Source organism: Nocardioides sp. Root122 (genome assembly GCF_001425025.1).
Taxonomy (GTDB): Bacteria; Actinomycetota; Actinomycetes; order Propionibacteriales; family Nocardioidaceae; genus Nocardioides.
In genome coordinates this window covers 21,028-36,009 of the sequence record NZ_LMDE01000006.1, presented here as the reverse complement: position 1 = coordinate 36,009, position 14,982 = coordinate 21,028, and the positions used below count along the sequence as shown (strand labels likewise).

The 14,982-nt window shown below is 73.3% G+C and carries 13 protein-coding genes; 9 read left to right on the top strand and 4 right to left on the bottom strand.

The features are described from left to right. The first annotated feature begins 26 nt into the window (after positions 1 to 26). The 4 genes from ASC64_RS06985 to ASC64_RS06970 all read left to right on the top strand — a co-directional run bounded on the left by ASC64_RS06985 (position 27) and on the right by ASC64_RS06970 (position 5,367). Positions 27 to 1,193, top strand: coding sequence for an RDD family protein (locus ASC64_RS06985; RefSeq protein WP_162245775.1), 1,167 nt, complete (start codon positions 27 to 29; stop codon positions 1,191 to 1,193). A 46-nt stretch (positions 1,194 to 1,239) separates the two neighbouring features. Then, positions 1,240 to 3,075, top strand: coding sequence for a helix-turn-helix domain-containing protein (locus ASC64_RS06980; RefSeq protein ID WP_235563572.1), 1,836 nt, complete (start codon positions 1,240 to 1,242; stop codon positions 3,073 to 3,075). A 97-nt stretch (positions 3,076 to 3,172) separates the two neighbouring features. Next, positions 3,173 to 3,943 (top strand): 3-hydroxybutyrate dehydrogenase, encoded by a 771-nt coding sequence (locus tag ASC64_RS06975; protein WP_056906825.1) that lies wholly within the window; start codon positions 3,173 to 3,175, stop codon positions 3,941 to 3,943. 53 nt (positions 3,944 to 3,996) lie between these two features. Next, complete coding sequence (locus tag ASC64_RS06970; protein WP_056906824.1) at positions 3,997 to 5,367, top strand: MFS transporter; 1,371 nt, start codon at positions 3,997 to 3,999, stop codon at positions 5,365 to 5,367. Positions 5,368 to 5,430: 63 nt separating this feature from the next. On the opposite strand, the gene ASC64_RS06965 is transcribed toward ASC64_RS06970, so the two are convergent. After that, positions 5,431 to 7,611 (bottom strand): S8 family serine peptidase, encoded by a 2,181-nt coding sequence (locus ASC64_RS06965; RefSeq protein ID WP_056906823.1) that lies wholly within the window; start codon positions 7,609 to 7,611, stop codon positions 5,431 to 5,433. Between the two features lie 135 nt (positions 7,612 to 7,746). Between ASC64_RS06965 and ASC64_RS23080 the strand changes: the two genes are divergently transcribed. Beyond that, on the top strand, positions 7,747 to 8,142 hold the full coding sequence (locus tag ASC64_RS23080; protein ID WP_056906822.1) for a cold-shock protein: 396 nt from the start codon (positions 7,747 to 7,749) through the stop codon (positions 8,140 to 8,142). 13 nt (positions 8,143 to 8,155) lie between these two features. Here ASC64_RS23080 and ASC64_RS06955 read toward each other — a convergent pair whose 3' ends face one another. Beyond that, positions 8,156 to 9,610 carry an MFS transporter gene (locus ASC64_RS06955; protein ID WP_235563571.1) on the bottom strand — a complete coding sequence of 485 codons (1,455 nt, stop codon included), beginning with the start codon at positions 9,608 to 9,610 and terminating at the stop codon, positions 8,156 to 8,158. Positions 9,611 to 9,710: 100 nt separating this feature from the next. Here ASC64_RS06955 and ASC64_RS06950 point away from each other — a divergent pair, with 100 nt between their 5' ends. After that, positions 9,711 to 10,493 (top strand): DUF3027 domain-containing protein, encoded by a 783-nt coding sequence (locus ASC64_RS06950; RefSeq protein ID WP_156385068.1) that lies wholly within the window; start codon positions 9,711 to 9,713, stop codon positions 10,491 to 10,493. A 40-nt stretch (positions 10,494 to 10,533) separates the two neighbouring features. Here the strand turns inward: ASC64_RS06950 and ASC64_RS06945 are convergent, their stop codons facing one another. Together ASC64_RS06945 and ASC64_RS06940 are read right to left on the bottom strand one after the other, a co-directional pair. Next, positions 10,534 to 11,136 carry a class I SAM-dependent methyltransferase gene (locus ASC64_RS06945; RefSeq protein ID WP_056906821.1) on the bottom strand — a complete coding sequence of 201 codons (603 nt, stop codon included), beginning with the start codon at positions 11,134 to 11,136 and terminating at the stop codon, positions 10,534 to 10,536. Further along, positions 11,133 to 11,420: a DUF2530 domain-containing protein gene (locus ASC64_RS06940; RefSeq protein ID WP_235563570.1), complete on the bottom strand. Its 288-nt coding sequence runs from the start codon at positions 11,418 to 11,420 to the stop codon at positions 11,133 to 11,135. Before ASC64_RS06940 ends, ASC64_RS06945 begins: the two co-directional genes overlap by 4 nt. Before the next feature lie 69 nt (positions 11,421 to 11,489). On the opposite strand from ASC64_RS06940, the gene ASC64_RS06935 reads away from it, so the two are divergent. The 3 genes from ASC64_RS06935 to ASC64_RS06925 all read left to right on the top strand — a co-directional run bounded on the left by ASC64_RS06935 (position 11,490) and on the right by ASC64_RS06925 (position 14,854). Beyond that, positions 11,490 to 12,968, top strand: a complete 1,479-nt coding sequence (locus tag ASC64_RS06935; protein WP_056906820.1) for an NCS2 family permease — start codon at positions 11,490 to 11,492, stop codon at positions 12,966 to 12,968. A 145-nt stretch (positions 12,969 to 13,113) separates the two neighbouring features. Next, a complete protein-coding gene (locus tag ASC64_RS06930; RefSeq protein ID WP_056906819.1) occupies positions 13,114 to 13,557 on the top strand; it encodes a MarR family winged helix-turn-helix transcriptional regulator in 444 nt (147 codons plus the stop codon). Positions 13,558 to 13,636: 79 nt separating this feature from the next. Beyond that, positions 13,637 to 14,854 (top strand): MFS transporter, encoded by a 1,218-nt coding sequence (locus ASC64_RS06925; protein ID WP_235563569.1) that lies wholly within the window; start codon positions 13,637 to 13,639, stop codon positions 14,852 to 14,854. The last annotated feature ends 128 nt before the right edge of the window (positions 14,855 to 14,982 follow it).

Genomic DNA, 14,982 nt, shown 5'->3' with positions numbered 1-14,982 from the left:
CCACCGTGACCCAGCAGCCGCACCCCGTGACCTATCCGATCGCCCAGCTCGAGCGACGGTTCACCGCCTTCGCGATCGACCGCATCCTGGCCTGGGCCCTCCTCGCCCTCGTCGGCGTCCTGACCGTCGTGCTCGTCTCCGACGACGTGTGGACCGTGGTGGGCGTGGTCGGCGGCGCGATGGTGCTGGTGTGGCTCGTGCTGGCGGTGCTGCTCGGGGTGAGCGGCACCTCCCCGGGCAAGGCCGCCACGGGGCTCCGGGTGGTGCACCACGGCACCGGCACCCCGATCGGCGTCGGCCCGGCACTCCTGCGCTCCTTCGTCCTCGGCGCCGCCGGCCTGCCCACGTTCGGCATCGGCGTCGCGACCCTGGCGTGGACGGCGGTCGAGGACCGTGGTCGCCAGCGTCGCGGCTGGCACGACCACCTGGCGCACACGGTCGTGGTCGACGTACGACCCGTGGTGGAGGTCGCGACCTCGGCGGTCGACGAGGGCCCTCGCCACATCGTCAACCTCACCGCGATGCGGCTGATCCCGGCGCCGCCGGTGGAGGCGGTCCGCACGCCCGAGCGCTCCGAGCACTCGATGCGCCGCCAGCAGCTGCCGCCCGAGGTCGTCGCCCCACCAGCAGCCGTCCCGCAGCCGCCGCCGCCGACTCCGGTCGGCCGGGCGCCCCAGCAGGCTCCGCAGGCCGCCCCGCCTCAGCAGGCGCCCCAGCCGGCACAGCAGGCCCGTCACCGTGCCCCGCAGACCCCGTCCCAGCAGACGGCCCCCCAGCCGACCCAGCAGCCGACTCCGCAGATGGCGCCGCAGATGGTCCCGCCCCCGGCGACCAGGGCCGGGCGCCCGCAGCCCCAGCCGGCGCGCTGGCGGGTGCACTTCGACAACGGCGAGAGCTTCGTCATCGCCGGCATGGCGCTGGTCGGCCGTCGCCCCGAGCCGCGCAGCGGCGAGCAGGTCGCCCACCTCATCCCGCTCGCCTCGGCCGACATGTCGGTCTCCAAGACGCACGCCCAGTTCGGGCCCGCGCCCGACGGCACGATCGTGGTGATGGACCGCGGCTCCACCAACGGCACGATCCTGGTGCGCCAGGGCGTCTCGCGGCAGCTCGCCGCGGGCAAGCCGGCCGCGCTGGTCCACGGCGACAAGGTCGTCTACGGCGACCGGGAGATGACCATCACCCGCGAGGCCTGACGGGCCACGGGTGTGCCCGCGCGCACCGGGCGGCCATGATGTGCCCGTGCCGTCCTTCCTCGACCTGCTCTACGACGAGGCGCCGCTGAGCGCCTTCGACGAGCGCCTCGCCCAGGCCGAGCGCGAGCTCGACGAGCAGGCGGCCGCCGTCGTGCGCGGTGAGTACGACGTCGCGCTGCGGCTGCGCGACCTGATCGCCCGGATGCGCTCGCGCGAGGCCGAGCTGTCGGCGTTGTACGAGACGGCCTCCGACCTCACCGCCATCCGCGACGTCGACACCATCCTCGCCGCCATCGTGCGCCGTGCCCGGCAGCTCCTGCACTGCGACATGACCTACCTCTCGCTCAACGACGTGGGCGACGGCGCGTCCTACATGAAGGTCACCGACGGCGCCCTGACCCGCGAGTTCCAGAACCTCCGGCTCCCGCTGGGCACCGGGCTGCTCGGCCTGGTCGCGCAGACCGGTGCCGCGTACTTCACCGAGGACTACGCCTCCGACGAGCGGTTCGTGCACAAGGGCTACATCGACGAGGCTGTCGCCGGTGAGCAGATCCGCGCCATCCTCGGCGTGCCGCTGGTGCTCGACGGAGTGGTCATCGGCGCGCTGCTGGCCGTGCACCGGTCGGTGCGCCGGTTCCCGCAGTCGGAGGTCAGCCTGCTGACCTCCTTCGCCGCGCACGCGGTGGTCGCCCTCGAGAACGCGCGCCTCTTCGCCGAGCTCGACGAGGCCAACCGGTCGCTGACGCGGCACACCGAGGCCGTCGACGCGGCCGCGCTCGCCCACGACCGGCTCACCGACCTGCTGCTCGGCGGCGGGGGAGTGGCCGAGGTCGCCGAGGTGCTGTCGACGGTGCTCGACGGCTCCGCGTCCGTGTGGGCCCCCTCGGGAGACCTGCTGGCGGGCGAGGACCCCGGACTCGACTGGACGGGCGTGGTCCCGGCCTCGGTCGCGTCCGGCCGCTCGGTGGTGGTCGACGGCGGCCTGGTGGCGGCAGCCCTCGCGGGCACCGAGCACCTCGCCACCCTGGTGCTGCGACGCGACGAGCCGCTCGACCTCGCTGGTCGCCGTACGCTCGAGCGCGGCGCGCTGGTCACCGCGCTGGTGCTGCTGTTCGCGCGCTCCGTCACCGACGCCGAGGAGCGTCTCGGTGGCCAGCTCCTGGTCGACCTGCTGGAGGCCGACGCAGGGTCCCGCGAGCGCCTGCGGGACCGCGTGCGCCGCCACAGCGCGAGCCTCGACGGTCCGGTCGTGGTCGCCGCCGCGAGCATCGACGGGGCCGACCGCCACCGCGCCAGCCGCGCTGCAGTGGCCCTGGCCCGCCGGATGTCCGGGCTCGCGGGCGAGCACCGCGGTGCCGTCGTCCTCGTCGTGCCCAACGAGGACGCGCACCGGGTCGGCGCCGAGCTCCAGGCGGTCGTGCAGGGCCTCGGGGGCACCGCGACCGTCGGGGTCGCGGCCACCAGCGACGCGCTGCACGGCGACCGGCTCGTCGCAGCCCACGGCGAGGCGCGGCGCTGCCTCGACACGCTGGTGCGGCTGGGGCGACGCGGTGAGGTCAGTGACCCAGCCGGGCTCGGAGTCGCGCGGCTGCTGCTGGGCGACAACGATCCCGAGCACGTGAGCGCCTTCGTGGAGGCGATGGTGGGGCCCGCCCGTGAGTGGGACGCGCGGCGGGGCACCGGCCTGGTGGACACGCTCGAGGCGTGGTTCGCCACCGGTGGTCATCTCAAGGACACCGCGGCGGCGCTGCACCTCCACCCCAACACGGTGACCCAGCGACTCGACCGCGTGGGCGAGCTCCTCGGGGTGGGGTGGCGCGACCCGGCCCGGGCCCTCGACCTGCAGCTGGCGCTGCGGCTGGCTCGGCTCCAGGACGTCTGAGCACGCTCCGGCATGTGGCCACACCACATGTGGAGCGCCCAAGTGTGGCGCTACAGGACATGTGTCCTGCGTCGCGGCGCTCCCTACGGTGGGGCGCATGACCGCCGCCACCCCCACCACCGCTCTCGCCCTGGCCGGCCGCCGGGCACTCGTCACGGGAGCCGCGAGCGGCATCGGTGCCGCCGTCGCCGCGCGGCTGTCCGAGGACGGCGCAGAGGTCCACCTGCTCGACCGCGACGAGGAGGGCGTGGCCAAGGTCGCCGCCCAGGTGCACGGCATCCCGCACGTCGTGGACCTCACCGACGAGCGCGCGATCGAGGCGCTCGACCTCGACGTCGACGTGCTGGTCAACAACGCCGGCATCCAGCACGTCGCCCCGCTCGAGGACTTCGACCCCGAGCGGTTCCGCACCATCCACGCGCTGATGCTGCACGCACCCTTCCTGCTCGCCCGCCGGGTCCTGCCCGGGATGTACGCCCGGGGCTGGGGCCGGCTCGTCCACGTCTCGAGCATCCACGGCCACCGGGCGTCGGCCTACAAGTCGGCCTACGTCAGTGCCAAGCACGGCCTCGAGGGCCTGTCGAAGGTCATCGCGCTCGAGGGCGCGGACAAGGGCGTCACCAGCAACACCGTGTGCCCCGGCTACGTCCGCACGCCGCTCGTCGAGGGTCAGCTCGCCGACCAGGCCCGCACCCACGGCGTCCCCGAGGACGAGGTCCTCGACTCCGTCCTGCTCGCCCGTACGCCGCTCAAGCGGCTCGTCGAGCCCGAGGAGGTCGCCGACGCGGTGGCCTTCCTCTGCAGCCCCGCCGCCACGTCGATGACCGGCTCGTCGCTGGTCCTCGACGGTGGCTGGTCGGCCGCATGACCCACCCCGACCCTGACCCCGAGTCCATGCCATCCCCCGATGAAAGGCACGCCATGACCACCGACACCTCCCCACGGGCCGGGACCTCCCCGTCGCCCACGGACCCCGGTCGCACCAGCATCGTCAGGGTCGTCTTCGCGTCCCTGATCGGGACGGCCGTCGAGTGGTACGACTTCTTCCTCTACGGCTCGGCCGCCGCGCTCGTCTTCGGCACCCTGTTCTTCCCGGACAGCGAGCCGGCCACCGCCACCCTCCTTGCCTTCGGCACCTACGCGCTCGGCTTCGTCGCCCGGCCCCTGGGCGGCATCGTCTTCGGGCACTTCGGCGACCGGGTCGGCCGCAAGAAGATGCTCGTCTTCTCGCTCTTCCTGATGGGCCTGGCGACCTTCGCCATCGGCCTGCTGCCGACCTACGCCTCCATCGGCGTCGCCGCACCGCTGCTGCTGCTGGCCTGCCGGCTCGTCCAGGGCTTCGCCGTCGGTGGCGAGTGGGGCGGTGCCGTCCTGATGGCCGCCGAGCACGGCGACGACTCGCAGCGCGGCTTCTGGTCCTCCTGGCCGCAGGCGGGTGTCGCCCTCGGCAACCTGTTCGCCACCGGCGTGCTGTGGGTGCTCGCGGCCGTGCAGTCCGAGGACGCCTTCAACGCCTGGGGCTGGCGCATCCCGTTCCTGCTGAGCGCCGTGCTCGTGGCGGTCGGCCTGTGGGTCCGCCTGTCCATCGAGGAGTCGCCGGTCTTCACGGAGGCCCGGAGCGAGCTCGAGACCAAGGAGACGCCGCACCTGCCGCTGGTCGAAGTCTTCCGGAAGTACCCCAAGGAGGTCTTCGTGGCGATGGGGATGCGGATGGCCGAGAACATCTCCTACTACCTCTTCACCGTCATCTCGATCTCGTTCCTCACGATCTACGCCGGCACGGCGGACGACAAGTCGCTGATCCTCAAGGCCCTGCTGATCGGCTCGGTCGTGCACTTCCTGACCATCCCGGTCGTGGGCGCGCTCAGCGACCGCGTGGGCCGGCGACCGCTCTACCTCGCCGGCGCCGTCGGCGTCGCCGCCTGGTCCTGGGTGTTCTTCGACCTGGTCGCCTCCCGGTCGGAGGGCAAGATCATCCTGGCGATCGTCGTCGGCCTGGTCCTGCACGCGATGATGTACGCCCCGCAGGCAGCGTTCTTCTCCGAGCTGTTCGGCACCTCGGTCCGCTACACCGGCGCCTCGGTCGGCTACCAGCTCGCGTCGATCTTCGCGGGCGCGCTCGCCCCGATCATCGCGATCGAGCTGTTGGGCGACGCCACCGCCGGCGTCACCAACGTCCCCAAGGTGGCGGTCTACATGACCGTCGCGTCGGTGATCACCATCGTCGCGGTGCTCTTCGCCCACGAGACCAGGGCGACCTCGCTGCGGCACGACCGCGTGCTCGGCGACTGAGCCGAGCCGCCCAGCGGGCCGTCGTCCCCTCGGGGGCGGCGGCCCCGCCTGTGTCCGGGCGGGTCAGCGGGTGAGGGCGACCGGGACCCGGGTGACGCCGCCGCGGGCGCCGAGCCAGACCAGCTCTCCGTCGTCGAGGCGTCCGGGGGTGGTGGGACCGGAGACGGTGACGGTGAAGGCGGCCGACTCCCCGGGCGAGAGGCGTACGGCGAGGGGCTGGACGCGCACCCGGTGGGAGGTGAAGCCGCGGGCGGTCACCGAGAAGTACTCGGGTCGGCTGCCGGTGTTGGTCACCCGCCGCACTGCGGTCGTCTGCCCTGCGGGCATCAGCAGGGAGGGGGTGTTGAGCTCGGCGAGCCGGTTGCTGCGCAGTGCCCGACGCCACGCGCCCGCCGCGACCTCGAAGGCCAGGTGGGCCCGTGGGGCGCGGGTGGGCAGCGCACCGGCCCCCTGGGTCAGCACCGAGGATCCGGGGACCGGTCGGGCGGAGGTGACGAGCATGGAGCGGACCACCGCGGCGGACCAGTCGTCGTGCTCGGCCCGCAGGAGCGCGGCGAGCCCGCTCGCGCGGGCGGTCGCGGCCGAGCTGCCGCTGAAGACGCCCCAGCTGCGACCGCTGGACTCGGGCAGCGCGCCGAGCACCGCGTCGCCGTCGGCGACCGCGTCGGGCTTGAGCGTGGCGCCGCGCGGGTCGCCGGAGGCGCTCCACGGCGGCGTACGCCGTTCGCCCTCCGCGCCGACGACGCGGGACATGCGCAGCGGGGCGTCGGGGTGGCGGGCCACCCAGCGGCTCAGCTCGCGGCCGGCGACGGCGGGCAGGTGCACGGTCGGGACGGCGTGGAAGTCGGCGGTGACGGCGCCCGGGGTGCGGTTGACGAGCACCATCGCGCGTCCGCCGGCCTGGGCGACGGCCTCGGACTTGTCGATGCGGCCGATGCCGCCGCGGCGGCACACCACGATCCGCTCGGCGACGAGGCGGGAGTCGAGGGCCCCCTGCCGGCACTGGCCCGCATCGTGACGGGAGACGCCCGGAGCCGCGGCGTCCTGCGCCAGCACGGCGCGTCCACGCACCGAGACCGGACGTCCGCCACCGGTCCAGGAGGAGCCGCCGGGGACGCTCACCCGCCCGCGCGACATCCGGCCGATCGTGGAGCCGACGGTGGTGACCCACGGTCCGGCGTGCGCGGCGAAGGCCGAGCGTGCGGAGTTGCCCGCGGCGCCGATGACCACGACGTCGGCCTCGGCCGCGCCGAGCAGGGCGCGCTGGAGGGTGTCGATGCGCTCGCCGCCGGCGATCGCGAGGTTGAGGACGTCGACGCGGTCGGCGACGGCCGCGTCGACCGCGCTCACCACGTCGGCCGTCGAGCACCCGTCGCCGGACGGGTCCGGCGCGCCCCAGCACGCCTTGTAGGCGACGATCCGCGCCTGCGGGGCCACGCCGCCGAAGCGACCGGCGTCGCGGCCGTCGACACGGACGCTGACGCTCGCGTTGCCGGCGGCGACCGACGCGACCTGGGTGCCGTGGCCGAGGTCGTCGAGCGCGGACAAGGACTCCGAGGTGCGCACCGCGTCACGGCCGAAGCCCTCGACGAACCAGCGGGCGCCCACGACCTTGCGGGTGCAGTCGTCGGCGGTCCATCCCTCGCCCACGCTGCAGGTGCCGGCGAAGCGCCGCGGGTCGGCGCCGAGGCCGGGCACGTCGGCGAAGGCGGGGGAGTCGGGAGCCAGGCCCGAGTCGACCACGCCGATCACCACGCCCGCGCCGCCCCGCAACCGCGGGGTGGCGGCGGCGCGCACCGCGGCGAGCGACGTACGACCGGCGAGCGGGCGGACCGTGTCGGCCTCGATCGTGGCGACGCCGGGCTGGTGCTCGAGCGCGGTGAGCTGGCTGTCGGTGAGCCGGGCCGCGAAGCCGTTGAGCGCGGTGGTCCAGCGGTAGACCGGCTCGCTGGCGCCCACCGCGGCGAGCAGGGCGTCCTGCCGTGCGACGAGGTCGGCGGCCTCCCGCGTTCCGGCGGACGTGCCCGGCCCCTGCAGCGCGACGAGCGTCAGCGGGGTCGAGGGGGGAGTGGTCGGAGGGGCGTCGTCACCGAGGGCGGCGGCCGTGCCGGTCAGCGCGATCGCGAGGGCGAGCGCGCTGCTCCCCAGGATCCGCCCAGCCGGTCGTGCCCACACGGTGCCCACCCACTTCGTCGAGGTCGCCCAGGTCCGCCGACCGTCCGGCGGGACCCACGAGTTTTCCATGGTCCCAGCAGGGACGTGGGCAAATCAAAGCGGACCCCGGGGGAACCTGTTGGTGGTGGACTGGTCCAGCCGCCTATCCTGTGCCGCGCCCGTGAATCCACGGGCGCCGGAGATTGAGCTGAGTGGAGCAGTCCTGTGCCCAGTGGCAAGGTGAAGTGGTTCGACGCCGAGAAGGGCTTCGGCTTCCTGTCCCAGGAGGACGGGCCGGACGTCTACGTCCACTCCGACGCGCTGCCCGAGGGCATCACCACGCTCAAGGCGGGCACCAAGGTCGAGTTCGGCATCGCGCAGGGCCGCCGCGGCGAGCAGGCGCTCCAGGTCCGTGTCGTCGACGCCCCGGCCTCCGTGGCGCGCAACCAGCGCAACGCCCAGCGCAAGCAGCCGGACGCCATGGTCACCATCGTCGAGGACCTCATCAGGATGCTCGACGGCGTCGAGGAGACCTACCGGCGTGGCCGGCACCCCGAGCGGGCCGCGGCGCGCGGCACGGCGAAGGTGCTGCGCGCGCTCGCCGACGAGCTCGAGATCTGAGGCGGCCGCGGGGTCAGGCCCGCCGCGGCCGGGTGACGAGCACGAAGGTCGCCCACGCGCCGAGCACGCCGGCGGCGATGCCCAGGCCGAGCCGGGGCATCAGCGGCATCACGATGCCCACGAAGCCGCCGATCACCCACGCGAGCTGCAGCGTGGTGTCGGAGCGCGCGAAGGCGCTGGCCTGGATCCGGCCGGGGACGTCGCGCTGGATGGTCGAGTCGAGCGAGAGCTTGGCCAGCGACTGGGCCAGGCCTGCGGTGAGCCCCAGCAGCACGAGCGGCACGAGGCCGTAGAACAGCGCGGCCACGACCGCGATCGCGGCGTCGGCCAGCAGCGCGAGCACCACGGTGACCGCGGGATTGAGGCGTCTGAGCAGCGAGCCGATGGCGATGCCGAGGGTGTTGCCGAGGCCGGCGGCGCCGATGACCAGGCCCAGCAGCACCTCCGGCTTCCAGTCGCCGATCGGGTTGTCGCGCAGCAGGAACGCCATGAACATCGTCAGGAACCCCGACAGCCAGCGCGGCCCGCAGTTGGCCCGCAGGGCGAAGGCCACCGCCGAGGGGATCCGGGTCTTCGACCGGCGGGTGGTGGTCGCCGCGTTGGTCGGGCCGGTGAGCACCAGCTCGCCCTCGCCGTGGCTGGAGTCGACCTTCTCCGGCAGGCGGATCGCCCAGATGGTGGCGAGCACGAAGACCAGGAAGGCGTAGCGCAGCGACCATTCCGGGCCGAACGTGGAGGCGAGCACGGCGAGCGGCGCCGAGACTCCGGCGCCGACGACGCCCGCCAGGGAGACCCGCGCGTTGGCCTTGACCAGCGTGAGGTCTGGCGGGAGCAGCCGCGGGACCGCGGCGGCCCGGGTGACGCCGTAGGCCTTGGACGCGACCAGGACGCCGAGCGCCGCCGGGAACAGCCACCCGGACTCCGTCACCACCGCGGTCGCGAGCACCCAGCACAGGAAGCACCGGATCGCCATCGTGGCGCCGACGGCCCACCGCCGGCCGTGGCTGAAGCGGTCGAGGAAGGGCCCGATCAGCGGCGCGACGATCGCGAACGGCAGCATCGTCAGCCCCAGGAACAGTGCGACCTGGCCGCGGGCCTCGCCGGTCGGCACCTGGAAGAACAGCGTGCCGGCGAGCGAGATCGCCACCGCCGCGTCACCGGCGGCGTTGAAGGCGTGCAGCTCGATGAGCCGGGAGAGGCCCGAGTCCCCGGCGCCCTCCGCGCGCGCTGCGCGTCGCGCCTGCGAGACGGCGTAGTGACCGGCCGTCCCGGCACCGCGCCCGGCGACGCGCGCGCCCCGGCCGGCGGCCCGTACCCCGCGTGCGGCGCCGGACAACGAGCGTCGTACGGCACTGGGCGGGGGTGCTGCGGGGGACTCCCGGTGGTCGCGGCGGTGGTCCTGCGGGTGGTCCTGGGAGCGGGTGTCCGACTGCTGCCCCGGTGTCGGGTCGGGGCGGTCGGTGGTCACGTGCACCATCTTGACCTACCCGCCCGACAGCGAGGCGGAGGACGTCTCGGTTGTGGCCCTCGACGGGACAGGACCACCGTCCGTTTGTCATGATGCGCGTGTGATCGCTCTCCCCACCCGTGCCGGCAAGCCGGACTCCGCCCTCGCCAAGGCCGTGGACCTGGCCAGGAGCGTCGTCCTCGAGGTCGCGGAGCCCGCCGAGGTCGGCGACCACCTCGGTGCCAAGGCCGAGGAGGAGCGCGTGGTCACCCACCACTTCGCCTGCGAGCGCCCGGGCTACCCCGGCTGGTACTGGTCGGTCACCCTGACCCGCGCGAAGCGCGCCAAGGACGTGACCGTCAACGAGGTGGTGCTGCTGCCCGGCGACGAGGCGATCGTCGCGCCGGCCTGGCTCCCCTACAAGGAGCGCATCCAGCCCGGCGACCTCTCGCCCGGCGACCTGCTGCCGGTCGAGGACGAGGACGCCCGTCTGGTGCCGACGTACCTCGTCGGCGACGACCCCCTCGACAGCGACGACAAGGCGCAGGTGCGCCGCGTCGCCGAGGACCTCGGCCTGGGCCGGGTCCGCACGCTGAGCCGCGAGGGCATCGACATGGCCGCCGAGCGCTGGTACGCCGGTCCCGGCGGGCCCGACTCGCCGCTGGCCAAGAGCGCCCCGGACAGCTGCTGGTCGTGCGGGTTCCTGGTGCGGCTCAACGGCTCGCTCTCCGACACGTTCGGCGTGTGCGCCAACGGCAACGCCAACGACGACGGCCGGGTGGTCACGTTCGACCACGGCTGCGGCGCCCACTCCGAGGTCAAGCTCGCGCGCAAGCAGCAGCCGCTGCCCATGCCCGACCACGCCTTCGACACGCTGACCGACGACGACTTCGAGACCCTCTGAGCCGCACCGTCCCGGCCGCGTCCCCGACGACGCGCCGCGGTCAGCGCGCCAGCACCCACACGGCGTACTCGTCGTGGGGCTCGTGGAGCTCGTAGCTGCCGAATCGGTGCACCACACGCAGCCCCGCGGCGGTGACGTCGGCGACGAACTCGTCGGCCAGGTACGTCCGGCTGCCGGCCTTGACCGCCGTGAGGTGGAACCCGATGGCCGCGCGGCCATCGGGTGCGAGCAGCTCGCGCACGCGCTCGAGGACGGCGACCTCGGTGTCCTCGCCGAGGTAGACCATCACGTTGCCCACGATCGCGACCACGTCGAAGGTGCCCAGCTGGCCGGGGTCGAGGGCGAGCGCCTCGTGCGGCAGCACCGTCAGGCCCGGGTACGTCGCCTCCGACTGCGCGCGCAGGTCGGCGTCGGGCTCGGTGGCGACCACGTCGTGGCCGCGCGCCTGCAGCGCCGCGGCCACCCGGCCCATCCCGGAGCCGAGGTCGAGGATCCGCGCCCCACGGGGCGCGAGTGCGTCGAGGAAGCGTGCCTCCCCGTCGACGTCGACGCCCCGGGCGACCTGCACGGCGAAGTGCTGGCCGTAGCCCCGGTTGTCCTCACCCGCGACCTCCCAGCGGGTCGGGGGCAGGCGCGAGCTCACGGGCGGGCCTGCTGGGCGGCCCGCTCCTTGCGACGCCGGCGGCAGTACTCCAGGCCGCAGAGCCCGAGGCCGAACCCGGCCAGGCAGGTCCACAGCCACCACGTGCGACCGTTCTCCTGCAGCGTGCCCCAGAAGGGGAGCAGGCCGAGGAAGCCGAGCAGCCACAGTGCCGTGCCGACCTCCGTGGTCCGCACGCCGTCGACGTCGAGCGGCTCGACCTGGGCGACGATGTAGGTGCGCCGCCCGATCTCGTGCTGTGTCGGCTGCTCGTCACCCAGGTCCACGGCGACACGCTACAACCCGACGCGAGCCTGGGACACGCGCGTGTCGCGGGTCTGCCAGACTGCGGTCCTGTGAGCGAGCCGACCAACACCGCAGCCCAGCCCACGAAGGCCTCCGGCCTCGACGGCTTCTTCAAGATCACCGAGCGAGGCTCGACCGTCGGACGCGAGGTCCGCGGCGGCGTGGTCACGTTCCTGACGATGGCCTACATCATCGTGCTCAACCCGCTGATCCTCGGCTTCGTGCCCGACTCGACCGGCGAGTTCCTCGGCGGCGGCACCGGCGACGGGTCCAACCTCCCGGTGATCGCCGCGGGCACCGCGCTCGTGGCCGGTGTGCTGACGATCCTGATGGGTGCGGTGGCCAACTTCCCGCTGGCGCTCGCCACCGGCCTCGGCCTCAACGCCTTCGTCGCCAACGCGATCGCGACCCGCTCCACGTGGGGCGACGCAATGGGCCTGATCGTGCTCGAGGGCATCATCATCCTGCTGCTCGTGCTGACCGGCTTCCGCAAGGCCGTGTTCCACGCCGTGCCCCAGCAGCTCAAGATCGCCATCTCGGTGGGCATCGGCCTGTTCATCGCGCTGATCGGCTTCGTCGACGCCGGCTTCGTGACCCGCATCCCCGACGCCTTCAAGACCACCGTGCCGGTCCAGCTCGGCAACGGCGGCACCCTCACCGGCTGGCCGGTGCTCGTCTTCGCGATCGGCGTCGTCCTCATCATCGCCCTGTGGGTGCGCCAGGTGCGCGGCGCGATCCTGATCTCGATCGTCGCCACCGCCGTCCTGGCGTTCGTGCTCCAGGCCGTCCTCGACCTCGACTCGGTCGCCAACGAGGGCCCGGGCAACTGGTCGCTCAACGTGCCCGAGCTCAACGGCTTCGTCGACGTCCCCGACTTCGGGACGGTGGGCCAGTTCGACCTGTTCGGCGCGTTCTCCTCCGTCGGCCTCCTGGCCGCCGTGCTGCTCACCTTCACGCTGCTCCTCGCCGACTTCTTCGACACCATGGGCACGATGACCGCCATCGGCGCCGAGGCCGGCCTCAACGACGAGGAAGGCATCCCGCCGCACTCGCAGCGGATCCTCGTCGTCGACTCGATCGCCGCGATGGCCGGTGGTGCCGCCGGCGTCTCGTCCAACACCTCCTACATCGAGTCGGCCTCCGGCGTGGGCGAGGGTGCGCGCACCGGCCTGGCGTCGGTCGTGACCGGCGTGCTGTTCCTGCTGAGCACCTTCTTCGCGCCGGTCGTCGAGGCGATCCCCTCCGAGGCCGCGGTCCCGGCGCTGGTGCTGGTCGGCTTCCTGATGATGCAGCAGGTCAAGGGCATCGCCTGGGACGACCTCGAGATCGCCATCCCGGCGTTCCTGACGATCGTGCTGATGCCGTTCACCTACTCGATCTCGGTCGGCATCGGCGCCGGCTTCCTGGCCTACGTCCTGATCAAGCTGGTCGTCGGCAAGGTCCGCGAGGTGCACCCGCTCATGTGGATCGTGGCCGCCCTGTTCGTCGTCTACTTCGCCATCGACCCGATCACCTCCTGGCTCACCTGACCGGGCACCTCGTCGCGCTGACCACGCTGACCGGGCACTTCCTCGCGTTACTACCGCGAGGAAGTGCCCGGTCGGGTCGTCCTCAGCGCGACGACGTGCCCGGTCGGCGGAATAGTTAGCACAGGTAATGAGTTATGCTAACGACATGCCGACCGCTGACCTCCGGACCGACGCCGGGCTCGCCTCAGAGCTCCGGGCCGGTGTGATGCGCCTGCGCCGCCGCCTGGTGGCCGAGCGCCACCCCGACAACCACCTGAGCATCCCGCAGATGGTCGTGCTCGGCCTGCTCGTGCGCCTGGGCGACCAGACCGTCGGCGACCTGGCCCGCGCGGAGCGCGTGCAGCCGCCGTCGATGACCCGCACGGTCAACTGCCTGGAGAGCGACGGTTACGTCACGCGGCGCCCGCACGAGACCGACGGCCGCCAGGTCGTCGTCGCGATCACCGATGCCGGCCGCGCGGCCGTGCTGGCCGACCGCCAGCGCCGCGACGCCTGGCTCTCCCAGCGCCTCGCCGAGCTCACGCCGGCCGAGCGCGCCGCCCTCCGCGAGGCCGCTCCGGTCCTCGCCCGACTTGCCCTGACCGACTGACGACCGAGGAGTCATCACGAGTCCCACCTTCCGTTCCCTCGCCAACCCGAACTACCGCCGCTACGCCGCCGGTGGTGTCGTGTCCAACACCGGCACCTGGATGCAGCGCGTGGCGCAGGACTGGCTGGTCCTCGAGCTCGCCGCGGGCTCGGGCGCCACGGCGCTCGGCATCACGACGGGCCTGCAGTTCCTGCCCTTCCTCCTGCTGACCCCGTTCGCGGGCCTGGTCGCCGACCGGATGCCCAAGCACCGCCTGCTCCAGCTGACCAACATCGGCATGGCGCTGCCTGCCGCAGTCCTCGGTGTCCTCGCCGTCACGGGCCGGGCCGAGGTCTGGCACGTCTACGTCCTCGCCCTGGTGCTGGGCGCCGCGTCGGCCTTCGACGCCCCGGCGCGCCAGTCGTTCGTCTCCGAGCTCGTCGACCCGGGCGACCTCACCAACGCCGTCGGCCTCAACTCCGCGAGCTTCAACGCCGCGCGCCTCGTGGGCCCCGGCCTGGCCGGCGTGCTGATCGCGGCGTTCGGTGGGGGAGCGGTCGCGACCGGCTGGGTCATCCTCCTCAACGCGGTGTCGTACGCCGCTCCCGTGTGGTCGCTGCGCCACCTCGACACCAGCCGCATCGATGCCGCCGCCCCCGTCAACCGCGGTCCGGGCGCGATCCGCGAGGGCGTGGCCTACGTCCGCGCGCGGCCCGACCTGCTCCTCGTGCTGAGCTTGGTCTTCTTCGCCGGCACCTTCGGCCTCAACTTCCAGATCACCTCCGCGCTGATGGCCACCGAGGTCTACGGCAAGGGTCCCGAGGAGTTCGGCCTGCTCGGCACGGTCCTCGCGATCGGCTCGCTCACCGGCTCGCTGCTCGCCGCGCGGCGCGCCCTGGTCCGCCACCGCCTCGTGGTCGGGGCGGCCCTCGCGTTCGGAGCCACCGTCGTGCTGGCAGGCCTGATGCCGAGCTACCTGACGTTCGCGCTCCTCGCGCCGGTCACCGGCCTCACGGCACTGACGTTCATCACCAGCGCCAACACCTACATGCAGCTGCACACCGACGCGGGCGTCCGCGGGCGCGTGATGGCGCTCTACATGATGATCTTCATGGGCGGCACACCGATCGGTGCACCGATCATCGGCTGGATCGGTGAGGAGTACGGCGCTCGCTGGACCTTGATCGGCGGCGGTACGCTGACCATCGTGGGCGTCGCGGTCTCCGCGGCCGTCCACCTCCGGCTCGACCGGGCGCGACGTGAGCGTGGCGAGGTTGCCACCGAAGGGCCCGTGCCGGCCGCCTCTGCGGCGTTTTGACCCTGCATTGGCGCCCGAGTAGCCTCTTTCCTTGTGTCTGGCACGTCCAGACCCATGCGCATGCACAGATTCGCCGCGGCCCTCCAACAGCCGCGCCGCACGCAGTCGCGACAGGCACACGCACGACA

Bases quoted from the DNA above. Each gene is read 5' to 3' on its own strand.
- ASC64_RS06975 (WP_056906825.1), top strand. From the start codon at position 3,173: ATGACCGCCGCCACCCCCACCACCGCTCTCGCCCTGGCCGGCCGCCGG.
- ASC64_RS06970 (WP_056906824.1), top strand. From the start codon at position 3,997: ATGACCACCGACACCTCCCCACGGGCCGGGACCTCCCCGTCGCCCACG.
- ASC64_RS06965 (WP_056906823.1), bottom strand. From the start codon at position 7,611: ATGGAAAACTCGTGGGTCCCGCCGGACGGTCGGCGGACCTGGGCGACC.
- ASC64_RS06930 (WP_056906819.1), top strand. From the start codon at position 13,114: ATGCCGACCGCTGACCTCCGGACCGACGCCGGGCTCGCCTCAGAGCTC.